The following is a 19,521-nucleotide window of genomic DNA, read 5'->3' as shown; positions in this document are numbered from 1 at the left end:
TCAAAAGTCCTTTTTGAATGTATCCAGAATCCTCCTCAGCTGCGCCTTAGCATCCGGCTCAAGATTCTTGTATCCGCGGAAGAAGGCTTCATCGAGATGCTTCTCCTCTGGCTCTCGTAGGTCATCCTCGAAAAAATAGGCTGTTCCTACTCCGAGGACATCCGCCAAAGCGGTGAGTTTCTCTGCCGATGGGCGTTGGGATTCTCGGTTCTCCAACTCCCATAAGTAGCTCTTGCTCAACCCAGCCATATCCGCGAGCTTTTCCAGGGTCAGCCCGCGCTGCTTGCGCAGGTCGCGGAGCTTCTCGCCGAGACGGGTAGCCATCGTCGTATCTCCTCCATAGGTGCTGAAAATATACCACGACTCCGAACAAATCGTTTGACAATGACGAAAGACACGAGCAGCCTGTCACAAAGTTCGCTATTCCGAACTTTTTGTCTGGCTTGACGACATGCCCCTTGAGCTCATCGCCCGGCCTTCAGCAGCGTACATATCTCCAAAGGGGGATGAGATGTCGAAAGAGCACGTCGATCACAAGGATATAGCGCGGTTCGCCGAAGAAAAGGTGAACCTGCCCAAGGAGAAGGCGAAGGAGTACCGGGAGCAGGCTGGGCGCTTGCAAGACAAGCTGGAGGGGTATCTGTCGGACCATCCCGACTTTTCGCTGAAACGCATGATGTTGTCGGGCAGCTTGGCTAAAGGTACGGCTCTGCGCTCATTGAATGACATTGACGTTGCGGTCTATATCAGCGGTTCCGATGCCCCTCATGACATCCGCGACCTGCTTGATTATCTGGCGGAGCGACTGCGTAAAGCGTTCCCGAACTTCAGCGCTGATCAAGTCAAACCACAGACCTACTCGGTGACCGTGTCGTTCCGAGGCTCTGGCCTGGATGTCGATGTCGTACCGGTTTTGTACTCCGGTTTGCCGCAATGGCGGGGCAACCTGGTCAGCCAGGAAGATGGCTCCTTCCTGGAAACGAGCATTCCGCTGCATCTTGAGTTCGCCAAGGCGCGCAAGCGTGCAGCTCCGACGCATTTCGCTCAGGTTGTTCGTCTAGCCAAATACTGGGCACGCCTGATGAAGCAGGAGCGTCAGGACTTCCGGTTCAAGTCCTTCATGATCGAGTTGATCATGGCCAAGCTGTGCGACAACGGCGTGGACTTCTCCAACTATCCGGAAGCCTTACAGGCGTTCTTCACCTACCTAGTGACCAGCGAATTGCGCGAGCGCATCGTTTTTGAGGACAACTACGCAGTCTCTAAAGTCGGTCCTCTGACCGACTTGGTGCAGATCATCGATCCAGTCAACCCCGCTAACAACGTGGCGCGTTTGTACACCCAGAGCAATGTCGACGCGATCCTTGATGCGGCGATGGATGCCGGCGACGCCATCGACGCGGCGCTCTACGCGCCTAACAAGCAGTTGACGGTGGGCTATTGGCAGAAAGTCTTCGGTTCTTCTTTCCAGGGGTGAGCACGCCATGTCTTCCTACAGCTTTACCGTTGCTGAGACACAGACTTTCACCGTTACGCACGCCCGCCATATGGCTGCCAAGGTAGCGACTGACCTGCGGCGCATGCAGCGCTTCTATGGCTATCCCAGCGATATCTGGATCGAAGAGTACGAGGCAGAGTTAGTTGTGCTGCTTAAGGCTGGTTACCTAGGAGAGGTGACTTACGGCTTCAAACGCGGTGACAACTGGATCGAACCTTCCTTGCGGTACACCGCCGGAGATCTCCTCGGTGTCGGCACTGATGATGACCCAGGACGCGTTCGCCAGGGGCGGGACGTATCCGGCGCGTCTTTCTACAGCTATCTGACCTACAGCGCGAAATACCAAAACGCCTCGTCGGCTGACAAAGAGAGCTCTCTTAAAGATTTGCCGTTCGAGCGCGGCGGTGCATCAGCACCGGGAATCAGCGGATATCTCGAAAGCGACAAGACCTACTCGGCGGGTGGTCGCGCCCTCAGTCGTGCAAGCGTAAGGAGCTTCTGATGAACGTCAAACCGTCACTGGATGAGCTGTTCGAACGACGTGTGTGTTTCCCAGACTTTGAGCCTCAGGAGCGTTTGTCGCGCCTAGTTGGTTTGGACGAGCAGAAGGAGCGACTAGCCAAGGTATTGGGCTTGCTGGTCAATCCCTTTGGCCTGCAGGAGTGGGCAGAGAAACACCATCCGCAAGCACGCGCGGCAATAGATACCGTATTGCGTCGGCCGCCTTTGGCAGTGCTAGCGGGAGATGTCGGCTCGGGGAAAACTGAGCTAGCAGAAACGATCGGAGACGCTGTTGCTCGGCAGGAGGGAATCGATATCACCCTCTACCCATTGAGCCTTGCTACTCGTGGCCAGGGGCGTGTGGGAGAGATGACCCAACTGGTGTCGGCGGCATTCGACTACACCATTGAGGCTGCGGAGAAGCTTAAGAACACAAGCGGTAAGGCGCGTGGTGCTGTGCTGTTGTTGATCGACGAGGCCGACGCATTGGCCCAGTCCCGAGAAAACGCACAGATGCATCATGAGGATCGTGCAGGGGTTAATGCCTTCATTCGCGGCATTGATCGTATTGCCAATCAGAAATTGCCGGCGGCAGTTTTAATGTGCACGAACCGCTTGAAGGCTTTGGACCCTGCCGTCCAACGACGTGCGGCAGAGGTTTTGACGTTTGGCCGTCCGGACGATGCGCAGAGGCGGTATTTGTTGAGCTCCAAGTTGGAGGGGCTGGGCTTGAGCGCTCAGGTGATTGAGGAGTTAGTTAAGCTGACCGGCCCACGTGAGGCTAACGCGCCAGGATTTACCTTCTCCGATATCAACCAACGGCTTATCCCATCGATCATCCTTGCGGCATACCCCCACGCGGCTGTCGCTGCAAGGACGGCATTGCTGACTGCCCAAGCAATGTCACCAACTCCAGCCTTTCAAGATCGCTAATCGCCCTGGCTGAGCAGAAGTCATTTACTCCTGCTCGTCAAACCCTTATGTCGGTTGCCAGCACTTATTTGACGGAGGCTGTATGTCAGCGTGGTCACTTTCAACTCTGCTTGCGTCCTTGCACGATGATATCCAGCTGCGTTTGGGCACAGCACGCAAAGCGTTCCAGCACCCTGGGGCAAAAGGGGATGCCAGTGAAGGAGTCTGGATCGATATGCTCGACACCTACCTACCGAAGCGCTACCAAGCGGCACAAGCTTTCGTAGTGGACAGTCTGGGCAACTTCAGTGAGCAGATTGATGTCGTAGTTTTTGATCGACAGTACTCACCGTTCATCTTCAAGTTTGATGAGCAGATCATCGTTCCGGCAGAAAGCGTTTATGCCGTTTTCGAAGCGAAGCAAACAGCCACAGCAGAGCTTGTAGCCTACGCCCAGCGTAAAGTCGCTAGCGTTCGCAAGCTTCACCGCACCAGCCTTCCAATTCCGCATGCCGGCGGCACGTATCCGGCCAAGCCGCTGATTCCAGTATTGGGAGGTTTGCTCACATTTGAGAGCGACTGGAGTCCGGCGCTTGGCCCATCGTTCGACAAGGCCCTCAAGGTGGACATGTCTGCTGGCCGACTGGATCTCGGTTGCGTGGCTTCGCATGGACACTTTTTCTACGACAGCAGCGACAACACATTCAAGTTTGAACAGGAGAATAAGCCGGCGACGGCATTCTTATTCAAACTGATTGCGCAGCTTCAGTTCAGTGGCACAGTGCCTATGATCGATATTGATGCATATGGCAAGTGGTTGACCAAGTAGCTATACGCTCGTGAGTCGCAGGCCAAGAAAGCAAACCTAGCTAGAATAACCACGAGCGCGTTTAGAATTTTTGAAAAGGACTGGTAATGCTAAAGTCATTGAGACGACTGCTATACAAAACCCAAAACAACCCTACATCAGGGGCTGACTTTAAGGATTATCGTAAAAACTTTGATCAGGCAGTCGCTTTTACGCATGCTTGTGGAGTAGCGGCAAAAAATCTTTCCTGGACTGGTGGTAAATTAGGTGAAGATGAAGGAGGCAAGATTGAAAAGGCTTTTCGCGCCGCCGGGGTGAAGGATCCGTCCAAATCAGCATTTCAGTGCTTAAAATGGTGCCATTACCTAGCCCCATTCATTGAAGTGGAGCTTAAACGCCCTGTACAGGTGACCATTGGTCAGCTGTGGATGAGGGATGAACCGGTATTCAACCCCTCTTGGCAGAATCTGAAGGATTGGAGCAAGTCGGGACTAACATTTAAGCACATTTATGACGAAGGGCGCAGCGGCATAAATTTGCATGCATGGCTTACTGTTGATACGGGTGAAATTATTGAGCTTAGCTTGTTGAGCTCACTAGCCATAATATCGCCAAACAAATATTCTGAGTACAACGGTGGTATAGTCTGGGGAAATCCAAGCGAAATTCTAGAAGGTCATCGTTATTACCCCATGGCAGTAGGTCGAAGTTTTGCTGAGGCACTCAACAAAAATAGCGACCTCGCGCTGATTGCGCATGCGCCAGTGGACTTACACACATATCCCTGTGCTCTTGTGCCGAACTGAGCTTTGAACCTGAGTGGTGCTATTCAGAGAGTTTCCATGCGACTCGATCAAATGCCATATCACTCAGTGCCTACTATAGCACTTCTCCCGTTTCGCCAGTTCGGGAAAGGCTGGAACTGGCAACTACGCGCCTTGAAGCTATTTCCTGATGCTCTCTTGGCTTGGAAGCACCATTTTATTGATAACGGCCAAGGTCATGCAAAAGGCCAGGTATTCAAGACCTATGCGGAGGCGATAGCTGCTGCAGACGAGTTCAACGCGCATATTCACGAGCGGGTGCGTCAGACAGTTGATTCTGTCGATCTCCAGACCTCGACCATCTTGAAGATTGAAAAGGCTCTCACCTCAGGGCGACGGCTTCGCGATGAAGAAGAATTGATGGAGCAAGAGGCCCTTCGCAGAAATGCCTCTCTACCACGCCCTTCTGCTAGTGATCTTAAGCTTCCACGCGGCATGGAAGCACTAAGAGCTCCTTTATCCCAAGAGCTCAGCCAGGCCCCTTACCTGCAGCTGATTGCCCTTCCTAAGTACAACGTCTGTCTTCGGCGTAAAGGCGACTTGGAATGGGAATACTTAAGCAGCCTCGACACTAAGCTTTTGCAATGCTGCTTCCGCGAACGAATTGCTCGAGGTTTTGGATTTTCAGGATCTGATCACTGGGGGCGAACGAAGGCTCAGATTCGCGCGTCTCTGCTTCCGAGAGCAAATCAGCTGCTCCAACAAGCCAGCGTCATGCAACTGCTTGCTGATGCTAGAGCTCGTGGTCAGCGCGTGGTCGTATGTGGTGGTTTCGTCTTCTGGTACGAGGAGTATGGTGTGCCCCGATGGGTCATCAAGAATACCGGCGGCGAATCCAGTAGTGCAGAGGGGATTACCCTTTGGCAAGAAGGAACAATCCTGTCGAAAAATCATGGACGAATTGTGGTTCTTCCCTACATCAAGGAAAACGGTGATCACGTGCAGGGGCATACTAAGAACGCACCGCACGATGGCAAGGCTTTGCCACGGCATCCCAATCAGTACGTCACGCTGCCGTTTGAGGTCCTAGATGGTGATCTCATGATTGGCCTGTTCGGTGAGCTGCCTTATGAATAGACAGGCGGCCATACCTAACTACCGCCGGCTGAAATCGTACCAATCGACAGAAAGTCATCACGAAATTGAACGTGGAAGAGCGATATGAAGGACTACATTGCCGAGATTTTGTATGTGCTTGCTCTGTCCAGGCGAACCCAGGTGGCAATCTTCCTAGGGGTTGCTTTTTCCGTGGGGATTAGTCTTTTCGGGGAGTTTTATGTTTCTAAGCTCCATTTCTCGGGGCCACTTGCGGGATTGGAACAAGCAGTGATCCCAAAGCTGATAAAGTAATATGATAAGGCTGCTCTTGTTGCTCTGGCGTCATTCTGGGCGCTGGCCTTCAAGTTCTACCACCGTGACAAGCGCCGCTTCTTCTGACCTGACTCAGCTATCTCGTGAGCATGATGGCTACGAGGCGGAGACGGCGGACTCACGATGCGTCCCCAGACAATCAGGGGGCGGTTGGTGACGCCAAAGACATGCACTCTGTTCAGGATGGTTTGAGCCAGGAGGTGAGGGATGCAAAGCTACCCCCAGCGCGTTAGAGACAACATTTTGCCGCTGTCGGTGGGCTCGACGCTGCCCGAGGCGTTTGAGGAGTGGTCTTTTACTGAGCGCACCCACGACCATGAAGAGCCAATCGAAACATGCAGACTTTGTGACCAGGAACAGCTGCGCTACCACTTCGAGATCCGAAACGCCCTCACCCACAAGACCCTTTGGGTTGGCTCTCAGTGCATCCTGAAATTCAACCTGTCCGTGTTTGAAGACGGGCGTCGTCTCTCATCTGCTGACACGAAGAAAAAACTTGACCGGCTGATGCAGCAGATGCGGCTGCGCTCGTGCATTAAGGCTTTAGAAGAGCTCGCAAAGAAGGAAGACAACAAAATTCTACTCAGCGCTCTCGATTACTACCGAAAGAACAAGTACCTCACGCCAAAATTCGCATTCGTCGTGCTATGGCGACTACAGACTAATAAAGTTGATCACAGCCCATCGTTCTTCAAGATCAACCTCCAAAAGGCTAAGTACCAACAGGATCTTGCGAAAATGCCTCTGAGCCAAGTACACGTGATTTGGCCGGCGCTGTCGACTGCACAAAGAACAAAGGCCCAATCATTCGGGCATGCGCCGCCGAGCAAACCCTAGTCGCTCCCCAATACACTCAAGGAGTGACAGCCTTTGCAGCGATGCATTAATGATCTCCGTCGTAAGCCAAGATCAAGTTCAGGCCGCAAGGTGACCACCGGTTAGATCTTTAAGTTTCGCCGAACCAGTGCCAGTGGTTATAGGCTACAGCATGTCTTTTTATTTGAATGGAGGCAGTTATGATTTCCAGCGCTGAGCGAGAGCGTCGGCTAGCTGCAACCCGCTATGCCAGGGCGACAACAGCGCTGGAGGGAGCCCCGCAGAGTCCAATTGTCATGGTGCAAATGGAGCGCTTCTTGGCAGGTGAACTCTCGATAGAGCAAGTAATCGAGAACGTGCGAAAAAGCTACGGCCTGCCACTCGATAAGAGTGACTAAACAGGGATAATACAAGGTCGGGATCAAGCCGCAATCACTGGACAAGTCGAAGAGTCCCTGCATCGGCATACTAGGAGGAGCAATATAGATTAAGAATGATATCGTACAGCTCAGTAAAAATCGGCTCAAATTCCTTATTTCGCTTTATCCCTGAAAGGCACTTATACATCTCGCACATAAAAAAATATGACATATTAAACTCATTAAGCCTTTCATGCGCTCGCATCAAAATAAGCAAAGTAGCCAACTCATCCAAGCCATGCCTGCTAATCAACTTTAAAAATGGCGACTCGTCTCTAAGCAATCGCCAATTTCTCGAGTGATCCTGCAGCCATATATTGCCAGTACTTTCGTCGTACTGCAGGATATGCTGCTGAAGGCCTATCTCTATTTCTTGCCCAAGTCTAACCAATTCCTTCTTGGTGAAAATGCCTCCTGATAATAGGACCCATACTGGGTGATGAAGGGTACGGGCCGTGCCTGGCAACAATTCATCGATAGCACTCACAAGCTCTCCGTTTTTTATATTTCCTCCTTTCCAATATCGGAAAAAGTCGTTTCGGTACTTTCTGTACGGCTCATCGCTTGAAAGCCCCGCAAACCCTGCAAGCGCTCTAGGGATGTGAGCAACTCTCTTCACCCGCAGCCGCTTAAGAAGAACGCTTACGTAGTACCTGCTACGAATCGCTATCACCTGGGGCGAGTATATTTTAAAACGATCTAAATCATTCACATTGCCTACAATGTTTCGCGCTGTGGTGCGAAACATTCCTCCAGCAAATGGCCACCCTTATGCCTTGCGGCCGCTAGTGAATAATTTAGTTTCAGTATTCAAAAAATCTGAGATTTTCTCTGTTTGGCGGTGAAATGCAGCCGTTCAAGGCGTGGAATAGACTTCGATAAGTCACGCCATGTGCAATCTGGATATACAGCGATGGACGACACAGAGAAGGCCTTGCTGATTGACGAGCTCGCCAAAAGCCTTGAAAGCGACTTGCTGGGACGATACGGACCAGTGATGACCGGAGAGGAGCTGCAGCGGGCGCTGGGCTATCCGACCAAAGAGGCTTTCCGGCAATCGCTTGTACGCAACACCGTAGTGATCCCTCTATTTGACCTGGAATACCGCCGCGGGAAATTCGCTTTAGTGAAGGACGTTGCACGCTACCTGGCCGAGCAGCGCTTCAGTGCCGCGCTCGGCGTTTCACCCAATCGTGAGAAAGGAGGTGATCCCTGATGAGCTAGCTACCACGCGCGTAACCAACTCAGTGAGGCACGGATAAGAAAAAGCCCCCGGGAGGGCAATCCCAGAGGCCATTTCAAGATAGTCGTTTAGCACCCGACTGCCTTAAGTCTTATCCCCGAAGCCCAACCTGTCAAGACGAGAGCCAATGCACAGGCGTTGGCTTCGGGGCCTCTCTGTACCTCTTTTTCGATTGCGTCTAGCGATGCCGGCCCTGCTCGCCCTAAAGATGGCTGGAGCCGGCTCGCGGAGGGTACAGCTATGCAAGTTCAAACCTACCGTAAGGCGTTGCATCTCCACTGCTGCTCAGCAATGAGCCAGCGACAGATTGCCAGGCTGGCGAGCATTTCCGTCAACACCGTCAAAAGGATTGTGTCTGTCGCACAGGCCAATGAATGGGACTGGGCAGCCGTTCAGGACATGGATGATCGACAGCTGAAAACCTGCCTTCGCGGAGTTCGGCAGCAGGAGAATGGCAAGGTCATGCCGGACTGGGTGGCCATCCATAAGCTGATGCAGGCCAAGCACCAGACCTTGATCCAGCTCTGGGATGAATACCGCGATCAGCTCAAGTCCGCTGCCTACTCCTACTCACAGTTCACCTACTACTACCGCGAGTTCCTGAGCAAGATCGACATCACCATGCGGCAGATCCATTACGCAGGCGACTGCGTCTTTGTGGATTTTGCTGGCCAGACCATTCCGTGGTTCGACGCCACCCAAGGCAAGCAGCGTGATGCCCAGATCTTCGTCGCGGCACAAGGATGTTCCAATTACCTTTTTGCGCATGCCTGTGCCAGCCAGAAGTCACAGGACTGGATTGAGGCACACAACCGCATGTTCCAGTTCTTCGGTGGTGTCCCGAAGACGGTCATTCCGGACAATCTCAAATCTGCGGTGATCACACCAGGCAGCGAGCCGGTGATCAACAAGACCTACCAGGAACTCTCAGAGCACTACGGCTTCGTGGTGGTGCCAGCCCGGGTACGACGACCACAGGACAAATCCAAAGCCGAGCTCGGCGTAAAACTGGCCACGCAGTGGGTGACCATGCCTCTCCGCCGTCGGCAGTTCTTCAGCCTTGAAGAGATCAATGCTGCCTTGGCTGAGCTGCTGGAGAAATTGAATCGACGCTCCTTCAAGCGTCTGCCCGGCAATCGCTTCGAGCGGTTCCAGGAGCTGGATAAACCTGCGCTGAGAGCCCTGCCGCCAACCCCCTACGAATATGGCGAGTGGATGGCTGCTCAGAAGGTCGGTCCGGACTACCACGTCTATGTGCGCAACCATGCGTACTCGGTGCCCTGGCGCTTGGTGGGAGAGCGAGTGGAATCCCGCGTCAGCCCTTCGACTGTCGCCCTGTTCCACCTGAGCAAGCGAGTAGCCATTCACCCACGTGATGACACGCCAGGGGAAGCGACAACTAACCCCAATCATCGCCCAGAAGCTCACCAAGCCTATGCCTCACGAACCGCGCACCACTACCTCGAATGGGCTTATGGTCTTGGTACGGCTACCGCAGAGGTGGTGCAGGCGCAATTTAACGGTAAGGCTGAATTCTCCATCGCCGGCAGCAAGGCCTGCCAGCAGCTGCAGCGACTGGCCAAGAACTACGGCAATGCCAGAGTGGAGGCGGCTTGCGCGAGGGCCTTGGCCATCCAATCTCCGACGATCAAAAGCTTGCGGTCCATCCTGCAACACCGCTTGGATGAGTTGCACCGGCCCGCGCATCCCGCAGCCGCCCTGATCCCACCCCACGCCAATGTGCGCGGCTCCGACTACTACGCCGGGGAGAGCCGCCATGAATGAGCAGCAGACCATCGAACAACTCCAGGCGCTGAAGCTATTTGGTATGGCCAGCGCCATGACTGCACAGCTGGAAAGCCCCGGCATACAGAGCCTGCCATTCAGTGAGCGCGTTGCTCTGCTGGTCGAGGCTGAATGCCACGACCGTGACAATCGTCGTCAGCGACGCCTGATGGCGCAGGCGAAGCTGAAGATGCGCAACGCCTGCCTGGAGGATATCGACTACAGGCCACGGCGCGGCCTGGACAAGTCACAGCTGCTGTCGCTTGGGCAATGCCAATGGATCGAACGTCATCAGCACTTGCTCATCACCGGGCCTACCGGCGTCGGCAAAACCTGGTTGGCTTGCGCCTTCGGCATGCAGGCCATCCGCCGCGGCTGCTCCGTCGCCTATCACCGGGTTAGCCGCCTGCTTGAGGAGACCGAAATTGCCCGGGCGGATGGATCTCTGTCTGGCTTTCGCAGCAGGCTCGCGAAATGTCAGCTGCTGATTCTCGACGATTGGGGCATGTCTCCGCTCACCGATATCGGCCGCCAGGATCTGCTGGAGTTTGTCGATGATCGTACCGGGGCAGGTGCCATTCTGATCGCCTCTCAGCTGCCCGTAGCCAAGTGGTACGAGTACATCAACGAGCCCACGCTGGCGGATGCCATTCTGGATCGCATCGTGCACCGGGCACACAAGATCGAGATGCGTGGCGACTCCATGCGCAAGAAGCACGGTCTCGAAGGTGGGGAGGACTAGCCATGTACGAACCCCATCAGATTCAGCAGCAGGATGTGCTGATCCACCACCCCATCATTCGCTGCGCTTACAACGACGGCGTGGCCGACAGCCTAGTGGTCAGCCAGGTGCTCGACTACTACTCGGAGACCCTGCGCCATCACTTAAAGGCCCAGGCCTTTCTGCAGCGCAGGGGCATCTATCAACCCGATCTCTTGGCCCACTTTCGTCTGGGATTTGCAGACCGCTCTCTGGGTCTTCAGCTGCGCAAACTGGGCCACCTACAGGAGGAGACTGTCAGAGGTGCATTGCAGCGTGTCGGGTTGCTAAGAACGTCGGGGCACGAACTGCTCCGTGGCGCAGTACTGTTCCCGGTGCTCGATCAGCGAGGACAGATTCTCGGTGGTTATGGGCGTCGGATTACACCAAAGCTGACGGCGAACTCGGCCTATCACGTGCATTGGCACCTGGAGCACCGCTGCTTCTTCAACCAGGCAGCGCTGTTTGAGTTTCCAGAGTTGATTCTCTGCAAGAGCCCGCTCGAAGCACTGACCTGGTGGTGCCACGGACATCACAACGTGGCAGCCATCCTCGGGTTCGCCGGATTTGGCGATGAGCACCTGAGCATCCTGCAGAGCAGTTTGGTCAGGTTGGTTTACATCGCCTTTGGCGCCTCACGCTCCGAGCTGGATGCAAGTCGCCGAATCGCCCAACTGCTAGCTGATAACAGCATCGAGGTGCGTCTGGTGTTGTTTCCTCTCGGCTTGGACAGCAACGGTTTTGCTTCGTCGGTGGATGACCCGGCAAAGGAGTTATCGCGCCTGCTAGAGGATGCCTTGGCGCTACCCAAACGCGCGGGAGGTGACCATGAACACTGAGACTTACCCGACGGATCTGTCAGAGTGTGTGTCCTTCTATATCGATGACTGCTTAGCGCTCGGGCAAAGCGATGCGACGGCCAACACCAAGACAGCGTTGCTGAAGATGTTCGTTCTGTGGTGCCAAGCGCAGGGTATTTGTGAGGTCTCGAAGATCGATCTGGACGTACTGGAGCGCTACCGCAAATACCTGTATCGCTACCGCAAGCGCCGCGATCAGAAGCCTTTAGAGCTCTCGACCCAACGTATGCGATTGATGGCGGTGACCGGCCTTCTCAAGCGCCTACACGCCTATGGCATCGTGCACTCGGAGCCATACGCCAGGTTTCCCTTGCCCAGGGTACCGCAGCAAATACCCAAGCAGATCCCCGATGAAGAGGAGATCGAGCCCATCCTGCATCAGACGATGATCAACGGTCGGATGGAGTTGAGGGACCGAGCCATTGTTGAGGTCTACTATGCGACCGGTATACGCCGGGCCGAGTTGGCTGGGTTAGATATCCGGGACGTGGATTTCAAGCACCAGATCGTCACTGTTCGCAAAGGTAAAGGCAGGCAGGATCGGCGAGTGCCCATTGCGCAACGAGCCCTTGATTCGGTTGAGCGGTATCTCACCGAACTCCGTGGCAGGCTGGCGACAGTAGCCAGCGGTGAAGCGCTCTTTCTCGGTGAAACAGGTAAGCGCATCCAGAACAGCAAACTGACGGATCTTGTAGGCAGGTGCATTCGCCGCTCCGGAATCGGAAAGAGCGGCTCCTGCCACGCTCTTCGCCACGCCACTGCGACACACATGCTGCGCAATGGAGCGGACATTCGGTATGTGCAGGAAATGCTCGGTCACCTGTGCATCGAGAGCACCCAGATCTACACCCGCGTGACCATCACGGACCTGCAAGGCGTTTACAGCAGAACGCACCCTGCAGCTCGGGCCCCCGATCGCTGAGGGCAGAACATCCCATGCGACAGAGCCATTAACCAAGTTGCCAAATATAACCTAATAGGTTAGCGTGAGCGATATGGAAAAAAGAACTCCGCACTGCAAGCTAGCGGACGTCAAAGCCTTGGTCGAAGCAGGAAAAGTGCGCTCCACCATGTCCGCCCTGACTGGAGGAGCGGCGTTGGGGTTCGACTTCGAGGGAATCGTCGGCGTTGTCATGGCGCTGGCCCCGGCAGACTTCTACAAAAGCATGACCACGCACGCCGACCACACGGTCTGGCAAGACGTGTACCGGACAAACACGGAAGCCGGAGAGGTCTACCTGAAACTCACGGTCATTGATGACGTGCTCATCGTGTCCTTCAAGGAGCTATGAACATGAAATGTCCATCCTGCGCAGCGGCGGAACTGGTGCACGACACCCGCGACCTGCCATACACCTACAAGAACGAGTCGACCACCATTCCAGCAGTAACCGGCGACTTCTGCCCGGCCTGTGGCGAGGCAGTTCTGGATGCAGGTGAGTCGGCCCGCGTCAGCACGGCGATGCTGGGGTTTAACAAGCAGGTGAATGCTTCGATCGTTGACCCGAGCTTCATCGCCAACGTCCGCAAGAAGCTCGCCCTCGACCAGCGTGAAGCGGCCGAGATTTTCGGCGGCGGCGTCAACGCGTTCTCGCGCTACGAGAACGGTAAGACCAAGCCGCCGCTGGCCCTGGTGAAACTGCTCAAGGTGCTTGATCGCCACCCTGAACTGCTAAACGAAGTCAGGACGGCCTAGCTTCGGCCGGCAGGCTCTTTGGCGTGAAACTCGATTGGGTAGGGATGAATTCAAGCTGCGCGACCAAGGAGTGGCGCGCTGGGGGGGCAGAAAAAACTAACCCCCTGGTGCGCAGTACGGGACGAGTCCCGCCCGAGGCGTGGGGGTTATTCTTGCTGCTAAGGCTAATGGTGACGGGGTGTGCAGTCAACCTTGAGGCTGTACCGGCGGTCAGTTGCATCGATCCTGTTAGCGGGAAAGCAGGAGCCACGTGACCTGGGTGTTAAAGAGAATTAGTTTACAACTACTTCAGGGATTACGATCCGGAGACGGGGCGGTATGTGGAAAGTGATCCGATTGGGTTGGATGGTGGGGTGAACACTTTTGGTTATGTCCGTGGAAACCCTTTGAAATATTACGACCCGTTGGGTTTAGCAGAACTCTCACTTTCCCCCATTGGATATGGCCTAACCGTGGCAGCAGGCTGGGGGCAGGGAAAGAGCTACGGCGTCGATGCTAGTGTTTGCCTTTCAATTAGCATGTCTGGAGTGAAAGCCAGCCTTCAAGTTACCCCGCTCGACAATGTATTTGGAGCATATGTCGGCTACGGCGCGCAATATGGAGGAGGCTACGGCGACAACATAGCTAAAGGAGCAAATATTTCAGGCTCCAACTCCAGCTACATTGGTGGCCAGGCCGCCTTCCGAAATGGCGGCGGGCTTGGAGTTAACTACGGGAAAGGTGGAGTCTCTGTAGGTGGTGCAGGCGCCAGACTACCAACCACTGGCATGGGAGCTTATGTAGGAAGCGGAACCTCCTCCACAGTCGATGTATCAGTAGGATGGAAATAGAGCCTTTAAAATGAATAAAATACTATACATATTCATATCAGCAGGAATCTCCGCGCTGTGCTTATTGCTGTGGAAAATTACAAACGAGAAAGATGCAGAATTCATTGCATTGGTGATATTTTTCTCGCTTTTAGCGGCGAAATTTTTCTCCCCAAATCGAAATTTAATCCTAGGTTTGACCAGCATAAAATCCTACGACTGGATAACTGCAATAGGCTTCTCCGGAGCACTTGCATACATCGCAAGCAACCAATCACTCAAAACAGCTCTGATGCTTTTTGGGGTGCTATTTATTTTCGCCATTTCATGCGTGATTCGGATCAGGAGGTAATCAATAGATCCTGATTAATGCAGCTCAAGTTCAAGAGACAGGATGCATTGAAGAATCTCATGAGAAGGAATGACCACGCGGAAACCCGTTTGATATAGATACTGACTATCCCCTCTTGCCCTTCCGCCCCCTCCTCCCTATCCTGCACCGGCCACGGTAAATCCCGTGGCCGGGTTTGACAGCCCGAAACTAACGGGCGCGAATGCGCCACAAGGTGCGTGCGAGAAACAGCGAATGTTTTTTGCAGGTATCGGCACGCATGCAGCTTTCATAGCTGCTCTGCTCTATGGCAGATCGCGCGGGGAGACCTTCGCGGTCTGCCGGTTCCCGTTAGCCGGTCTGTCAACCCCGTGCGGTCTGCCACCCTTCGATTGACAGCGAATTGGTGCCAGCTCCTGACCTCATAACGGAGAACCACCATGCACGAAGCTTATCTCTCTCTCGCTCATCCCCTCCGCGTATCCTCAAAGGAGACCTCGGCATGAACAGCGCCCCTTTGATCGATTACAAAGAGCAGCGCATCCAGCAGTTGGTCGACCACCTCGATACGCGACTGCACACCACCCAAGTGATGGCGGAGTTGCTCCTGGATTTCGCAGCCTTGCGGGACGGCGCCGACTACTCCTACCTCAGCCGATACCGGGAAGGGGCCTTGATGGACGCGATGGTCCATCTGTCGCGCAACAACTATGAAGACTTCTGCAAACTGGCAGAGTTGGCACAGCTGCCGGGTAAATAGCCGGAGCCCTGTCCCCGTCTACTTGAGGATTCGCCTGGAGCAACCGTGTTGCTTCAGGCGATACAGCCCGTCCGTACATTGAGGTCGCCATGTCACTCGTTTCGCTCAATATTTCCGAGAAGGTCGCCCAGTACCTAGCCAGCCTGGCCAAAGCCAATGGCCGCAGTGAAGACTCCCTGCCTGAGGAGGCGCTGTCGCAATACCTGCGCCGTGAAGCCTGGCAACTGGCGGAAACCCAGCGCGCCTTGAAGGAGGCTGATGCTGGCGACTTCGCCAGCGATAAAGAGGTACAGGCCGTACTGGAGAAATGGTCCTGCAACGCATATTGAGTGGCTGAGCACTTTGCCGACGTTGGACGCCTGGCCATGCTCGGTCCTACCGGGCGCCCATGAATCAGCCTCCAGATGCCCGGTAGGCCACTGCGACAAACACCAAGCCCCGCCGACCACCGGCCTCCCCTCCTCCACGGATTCAGGCCTCTCTCACAGAATTTCCTGCCTGGCTCCCCCGATAATTGCCGCCTCAACACCCCATCCCAAACTCACCCGCTGCCACCGCAGCCGCCGAAACGAGCCCGAAAGGACGCACCATGGCCAACGCCCCGAGCCCCGCTCTTACTGCAATCGATTACGACCGCATCCAGGCCCTGCTGAATTCGGAGTACGTGGAAGAGCACTTCCACGCGTACATCGAAGGCGGCGACAACGACGAGTGGGTGACCCTCGAGCACGGGGATGACGAGGAGACGGAAGCGTTCGTGGTATTCGACCAGCACCGCATCCGCGTTGCGGTGGAGAACTTCAACAGCCCGGGCGCGAAGAACGGCCACAGCGACCACTGCCACTTCATCTTCAAGCTGGTGGACCACGAGACCCGCGAGTACGAGGTGCGCTACCAGCCCTATGAGGTGGACGCGCAGGGTGAAGACCAGCTCGACACCTTCCCCATCGCCGAGCAGAGCGCGGCAATCCAGGAAAGCGCCGTGACGTATTTCGAAGCGCTGGAGGCCTACATCGCCGCCAAGGACGAGCAGCTGACAAACATCAAGGCCAGCCTGCCCCGGCCATGATCCTCAATGTGCTGGGCAACATGGAGTCCTTCGATGCGCTGAAGTCGGAGTTCGAGGAAATGGCCGCCGCAGCCTTCGTCGACACCTATCGCCTGGACCCCGAGTTCAGCGAGCTGGAGAACGACGACCGCATGCCCCGCTCCTACTCGGCCTGCATGGACCGCACCGAGCCCTCGATGACCGACCAGGACTGGGAGAACATCGAGAACCACACCGCCTCCGCCTACTTCATCGTGCGCAACATCTTCTCCGAGCGCACGCGCATCTCCGTGGCGATGGTGACCGCGCGCTGCCTGGGCAACCTGATCGACAAGGGCATGATCACCGCCGCGAAGATCGAGACCGCCGGCCTCGCCCACGGCCTCGTACGCTGGCGCGAGCTGATCACCCAGATGACCGATGCCGTGGAGCAGCGCGACCAGAAATCCATGCTGCTGGCCCTGTACAAGATGTTCGTGCGCAAGCCCATCAGCGATGACGACAAGCTCTACAGCTGCGGCATGCAGAACCTGGGGCTGCCGGACTTCGTGATCGCCTTCGGCGAGGACGAGGAGCCCAGCGAGCAGGAGCAGATCGATTCGGTCGCGCGCTTCGAGAAGGCCTTCCTGGCGACCTTCGGCCTGGAAGACGCCAGCGAGCCGCTCACGCCCTACAAGAAGCGCCCCGACTTCGGTTACCCGCTGGGCGACCTGCGCCACAATCCCTTCGGCTATGTGCTGATCGGCTGAACCGAGCGGCGGTAAAGAACGAAAAAGCCCATTCCCCGGAATGGGCTTTTCTTTGGGCTGATGAAAATATCGGGGCCGAGCAGTGAATGCAGCGCGTACCCGATAGCCATTGCGCTACCCTCTCGCGCCCACTCCCGCTTGCTGAAAGAACAAGGACGAGCTCATGGCGCTGACCAGCCGCATCACCCCCTATGACAGCGAATGGCCAATGCGCTTCGTCACAGCCCGGGAGCAGGTTGAGACGGCCTTCACTGCCGATCTCATCGCCATCCACCATGTCGGCAGCACCGCTGTTCTCGGGCTCCATGCCAAGCCGGAGATCGACCTGCTGGTGGTGGTCGCCGCACACAGGGGCGAGCCCGAGCGCAATGCCATGATGGCCGGCTTCGGCTATGTGCGGGGCAGCGACCTGTCGCCTGGGCATCACTTCTACCGCCGCGACGTCGATGGCGTGCGCACCCACAAGGTGCATGTCTGCCTCCGCGGCCACGAGCAGATCGACAGGATGCTGCGCTTCCGCGACCTGCTGCGCAGCGACCCGCTGATCCGCCAGCGCTACCAGGAGCTGAAACTCGAACTGGAAGCCCTCAATACCGGCGGTATCGGCGAGTACCTCGCTGGCAAGGCCCCTTCATCGACGCGCTCATGGCCTCACCAAGCCAGGCTTCTACAGGGGCCGATAACCCACCCAGCCCCTGAAGGTGAAGCCGGCGTAGAACAGCTCCACACCGTCGAAACCGGCCTGGCGCAGCAAGGCCTCATCCTGCTCGGGCGAGAGCAGCGGCAAACGTTCGCTGATGGCCGCAATCGCATTCTCGGCCTGGGCGGCGGGAACCCCGGATGCCGTGGCGAAGGCCGCGTAGCGCCTCAGCCAGCGCGTACGTTCTGCAAGCGGTTGCGCAACGCTGTGATGGGCGACCACCAGCGGCGCACCGGGCTTCAGGCGCAGCAGCAACTCCCGGAGCGTGCGCAGGCGCTCCGCCTCCGGCAGGAAGTGCAGCGTAAGCAGGCAGGTGGCGCCATCGAAGGGCTCCAGCGCAGTCGATTCGATATAACCCTGGTGCAGCGCCACCCGAGCATCGAGATCCCCCAGGGTCTGGCGGGCCAGGGCGAGCATTTCCGCCGAGGGGTCCACCCCGAGGAAACGCCAGCCGGGTTGCGCCTCGGCGAATACCTTCAGCTCCAGGCCACCGCCGGCGCCGAGCACCAACACCCGCCCCTGCGTGGGCACCTGTTCGGCCAGCAGCAGGGTCGCCATCCGCTGCAGGGCATGGAACCCGGGCACCTGGCGAACAGGCCCTTCCGCGTAACGGGCGACGGCTTGTGGATCGGAAAACGCTTGCATAGGGGCCTCCGCGATCAGTGGCTGTCGAAGATCAGTGACTGATGCGCAGCGGCACCGGCCAGGGTCCCATCGCCCACTGCCAAGGGCACCGAGCCGCCCATCCGCGCCGCATCACCGCAGGCGTAGACGCCCTTGACGCTGGTCGCCTTCATCGCGTCGGTGCGGATGATCCGCCCGTAGAAGCCCTCGTCGAACTCGCAGCCCAGCGACTCCGGCAGCGAGCTGGCGACATCGATGCGGGTGGGCACGAACAGCCCGTCCAGGCTGATCACCCGCCCATCGCGCAGCACCAGATCCAGTTCGCCCTCGACAGCACGTACCGGTTCGCGCTCCAGCGTCACGCCGCGCGCGGCGAGCTTGGCCAGTTGCTCCGCGTCGGGCTCGAAGGCTTGGTTGAGGAACAGCGTCGTGCGGCCCCAATCCGGCAGCAACAAGGCCAGGTGCATGGACATGGCCGAGGTGGCGATGACGCCGATCCGCCCCTGCTGCAGCTCGTAGCCGTGGCAATAGGGGCAATGGAACACCCGGCTGCCCCAGCGCTCGGCCAGGCCGGGAATCTCGGGGAGCTGGTCGACGACACCGCCCGCGAAGATCAGCCGGCGCGCCTCGCGCGGCTCCTCGCCCTCGATCTCGATACGGAAACCCCGCGCCGTCAGCGCAACGGCGACGGCCTTGCCGGTGAGCCACTCGACCGTCTCGTAGGCCATCACCTGCTCGCGTGCCTGGCTGGCGATGGCGCCGGGCGCGTTGCCGTCCTGGGTCAGGAAGCCATGTGAATGGGCGGCGAAGCGGTTGCGCCGCAACCCCTCGTCCACCACCAGGATGCGCCGGCGCGCCCGCGCCAGGGGCATGGCCGCCGACAGGCCGGCATAGCTACCGCCGATGATGATCACGTCGTACTGCATCGCTGCTCTCCTCCGTTGCTCGCCAGCATCCGGGACTCGGAATGGCCGGCCGAAACTCATGAAACTTTTAGAGCTACATGA

General features: G+C 56.7%; 22 protein-coding genes and 2 pseudogenes. 21 read left to right on the top strand and 3 right to left on the bottom strand.

Features of this window, described 5'->3' with window-relative positions:
• Positions 1–324: a helix-turn-helix domain-containing protein gene (locus PSm6_RS22570; protein ID WP_160347873.1), complete on the bottom strand. Its 324-nt coding sequence runs from the start codon at positions 322–324 to the stop codon at positions 1–3.
• A 187-nt stretch (positions 325–511) separates the two neighbouring features.
• Between PSm6_RS22570 and PSm6_RS22565 the strand changes: the two genes are divergently transcribed.
• The 21 genes and pseudogenes from PSm6_RS22565 to PSm6_RS22465 all read left to right on the top strand — a co-directional run.
• Entirely contained in the window at positions 512–1,477 is a 966-nt protein-coding gene (locus PSm6_RS22565; RefSeq protein WP_265168303.1) for a CBASS oligonucleotide cyclase, read from the top strand.
• A gap of 7 nt (positions 1,478–1,484) precedes the next feature.
• The gene (locus PSm6_RS22560) at positions 1,485–2,000 is read left to right on the top strand and encodes an HORMA-1 domain-containing protein (protein ID WP_265168302.1); all 516 of its coding nucleotides are present in this window, start codon (positions 1,485–1,487) and stop codon (positions 1,998–2,000) included.
• Positions 2,000–2,932 carry an AAA family ATPase gene (locus PSm6_RS22555; RefSeq protein ID WP_265168301.1) on the top strand — a complete coding sequence of 311 codons (933 nt, stop codon included), beginning with the start codon at positions 2,000–2,002 and terminating at the stop codon, positions 2,930–2,932. Before PSm6_RS22560 ends, PSm6_RS22555 begins: the two co-directional genes overlap by 1 nt.
• An 82-nt stretch (positions 2,933–3,014) precedes the next feature.
• A complete protein-coding gene (gene nucC, locus PSm6_RS22550; RefSeq protein WP_265168300.1) occupies positions 3,015–3,740 on the top strand; it encodes a CBASS effector endonuclease NucC in 726 nt (241 codons plus the stop codon).
• A gap of 86 nt (positions 3,741–3,826) precedes the next feature.
• Positions 3,827–4,525, top strand: a complete 699-nt coding sequence (locus PSm6_RS22545) for a hypothetical protein (RefSeq protein ID WP_265168299.1) — start codon at positions 3,827–3,829, stop codon at positions 4,523–4,525.
• 36 nt (positions 4,526–4,561) lie between these two features.
• The gene (locus PSm6_RS22540; protein ID WP_265168298.1) at positions 4,562–5,620 is read left to right on the top strand and encodes a hypothetical protein; all 1,059 of its coding nucleotides are present in this window, start codon (positions 4,562–4,564) and stop codon (positions 5,618–5,620) included.
• 84 nt (positions 5,621–5,704) lie between these two features.
• Positions 5,705–5,893 (top strand): hypothetical protein, encoded by a 189-nt coding sequence (locus tag PSm6_RS22535; protein WP_265168297.1) that lies wholly within the window; start codon positions 5,705–5,707, stop codon positions 5,891–5,893.
• Positions 5,894–6,121: 228 nt separating this feature from the next.
• Positions 6,122–6,751, top strand: coding sequence for a hypothetical protein (locus PSm6_RS22530; RefSeq protein ID WP_265168296.1), 630 nt, complete (start codon positions 6,122–6,124; stop codon positions 6,749–6,751).
• Positions 6,752–8,062: 1,311 nt separating this feature from the next.
• The gene (locus PSm6_RS22525; RefSeq protein ID WP_265168295.1) at positions 8,063–8,365 is read left to right on the top strand and encodes a hypothetical protein; all 303 of its coding nucleotides are present in this window, start codon (positions 8,063–8,065) and stop codon (positions 8,363–8,365) included.
• 267 nt (positions 8,366–8,632) lie between these two features.
• On the top strand, positions 8,633–10,177 hold the full coding sequence (gene istA, locus PSm6_RS22520) for an IS21 family transposase (RefSeq protein WP_265168294.1): 1,545 nt from the start codon (positions 8,633–8,635) through the stop codon (positions 10,175–10,177).
• Entirely contained in the window at positions 10,170–10,919 is a 750-nt protein-coding gene (gene istB / locus PSm6_RS22515) for an IS21-like element helper ATPase IstB (RefSeq protein WP_265168293.1), read from the top strand. Before istA ends, istB begins: the two co-directional genes overlap by 8 nt.
• Before the next feature lie 2 nt (positions 10,920–10,921).
• Positions 10,922–11,776: a hypothetical protein gene (locus PSm6_RS22510; protein ID WP_265168292.1), complete on the top strand. Its 855-nt coding sequence runs from the start codon at positions 10,922–10,924 to the stop codon at positions 11,774–11,776.
• A complete protein-coding gene (locus PSm6_RS22505) occupies positions 11,766–12,719 on the top strand; it encodes a tyrosine-type recombinase/integrase (protein WP_265168291.1) in 954 nt (317 codons plus the stop codon). The genes PSm6_RS22510 and PSm6_RS22505 overlap by 11 nt, the downstream gene beginning before the upstream one ends.
• 73 nt (positions 12,720–12,792) lie before the next feature.
• Positions 12,793–13,089, top strand: a complete 297-nt coding sequence (locus PSm6_RS22500) for a type II toxin-antitoxin system MqsR family toxin (RefSeq protein ID WP_265170557.1) — start codon at positions 12,793–12,795, stop codon at positions 13,087–13,089.
• A gap of 2 nt (positions 13,090–13,091) precedes the next feature.
• Complete coding sequence (locus PSm6_RS22495) at positions 13,092–13,493, top strand: type II toxin-antitoxin system MqsA family antitoxin (RefSeq protein WP_165666555.1); 402 nt, start codon at positions 13,092–13,094, stop codon at positions 13,491–13,493.
• 272 nt (positions 13,494–13,765) lie between these two features.
• Positions 13,766–13,909, top strand: a pseudogene (locus tag PSm6_RS22490) (RHS repeat-associated core domain-containing protein); the annotation flags it as partial.
• A 1,226-nt stretch (positions 13,910–15,135) separates the two neighbouring features.
• Positions 15,136–15,393, top strand: coding sequence for a hypothetical protein (locus tag PSm6_RS22485; protein WP_173180033.1), 258 nt, complete (start codon positions 15,136–15,138; stop codon positions 15,391–15,393).
• A gap of 89 nt (positions 15,394–15,482) precedes the next feature.
• Positions 15,483–15,722 (top strand): CopG family ribbon-helix-helix protein, encoded by a 240-nt coding sequence (locus PSm6_RS22480; RefSeq protein ID WP_265168290.1) that lies wholly within the window; start codon positions 15,483–15,485, stop codon positions 15,720–15,722.
• 260 nt (positions 15,723–15,982) lie between these two features.
• Positions 15,983–16,462 carry a hypothetical protein gene (locus tag PSm6_RS22475; protein WP_265168289.1) on the top strand — a complete coding sequence of 160 codons (480 nt, stop codon included), beginning with the start codon at positions 15,983–15,985 and terminating at the stop codon, positions 16,460–16,462.
• Entirely contained in the window at positions 16,459–17,190 is a 732-nt protein-coding gene (locus PSm6_RS22470; protein WP_265168288.1) for a hypothetical protein, read from the top strand. Before PSm6_RS22475 ends, PSm6_RS22470 begins: the two co-directional genes overlap by 4 nt.
• 163 nt (positions 17,191–17,353) lie before the next feature.
• A pseudogene (locus tag PSm6_RS22465) lies at positions 17,354–17,761 on the top strand (GrpB family protein); the annotation flags it as partial.
• Between the two features lie 96 nt (positions 17,762–17,857).
• Here PSm6_RS22465 and PSm6_RS22460 read toward each other — a convergent pair.
• Together PSm6_RS22460 and PSm6_RS22455 are read right to left on the bottom strand one after the other, a co-directional pair.
• The gene (locus tag PSm6_RS22460; RefSeq protein ID WP_265170556.1) at positions 17,858–18,535 is read right to left on the bottom strand and encodes a class I SAM-dependent methyltransferase; all 678 of its coding nucleotides are present in this window, start codon (positions 18,533–18,535) and stop codon (positions 17,858–17,860) included.
• 14 nt (positions 18,536–18,549) lie between these two features.
• Complete coding sequence (locus PSm6_RS22455; RefSeq protein ID WP_265168287.1) at positions 18,550–19,440, bottom strand: NAD(P)/FAD-dependent oxidoreductase; 891 nt, start codon at positions 19,438–19,440, stop codon at positions 18,550–18,552.
• Positions 19,441–19,521: the final 81 nt, after the last annotated feature.

Source organism: Pseudomonas solani, assembly GCF_026072635.1.
GTDB classification, from domain to species: domain Bacteria; phylum Pseudomonadota; class Gammaproteobacteria; order Pseudomonadales; family Pseudomonadaceae; genus Metapseudomonas; species Metapseudomonas solani.
The sequence above is the reverse complement of the archived record's forward strand: the minus strand, read 5'-3'. Positions and strand labels throughout refer to the sequence as shown.